We start from the raw sequence: 355 nt of genomic DNA, 5'->3' as shown, positions 1-355 counted from the left end.
ACAAGGCCTATGATGCCATATGCGAAGAGCCTTCCGAAGTGATAAAGAAAAATCTGAAAACTTTTTTTCAAATTATTTTCCCGATCTACAGGCAGTAAAAATGCGATGGGCCCGCACATTCCCACGCAGTGGAAACTACCTACAAGTCCAAATATGAAGGCTGAAAAGAGCATTTTTTTAATAAACAATTTCTTTTTTGTACAAATAATCTTCGCCTCGATATTTCCAGTTCACATTGATATTCCAGCGGCCAACAATCATTTTTTCATTTGGAATTATAATCTCATGTGCGGTTAAATCATTCAGTGGAATTTGGAAATCAAGCATTTTGTTAGAGGGCCTGTAGAGATTAATG

At 36.6% G+C, this 355-nt stretch carries 2 protein-coding genes; both read right to left on the bottom strand.

The window, feature by feature from the left end; translation table 11 throughout:
* A partial coding sequence (locus RM539_RS19990; protein ID WP_311505182.1) for an urease accessory protein UreH domain-containing protein occupies window positions 1-173 on the bottom strand: 173 nt, incomplete at its 3' end.
* A 4-nt stretch (window positions 174-177) separates the two neighbouring features.
* Window positions 178-354 (bottom strand): FixH family protein, encoded by a 177-nt coding sequence (locus RM539_RS19985; RefSeq protein WP_311505181.1) that lies wholly within the window; start codon window positions 352-354, stop codon window positions 178-180.
* Between the last annotated feature and the right edge of the window lies 1 nt (window position 355).

Origin of the sequence: Autumnicola musiva (genome assembly GCF_031846585.1) — a bacterium.
Lineage (GTDB): Bacteria > Bacteroidota > Bacteroidia > Flavobacteriales > Flavobacteriaceae > Autumnicola > Autumnicola musiva.
This window is presented reverse-complemented; position numbering and strand designations above follow the sequence as displayed.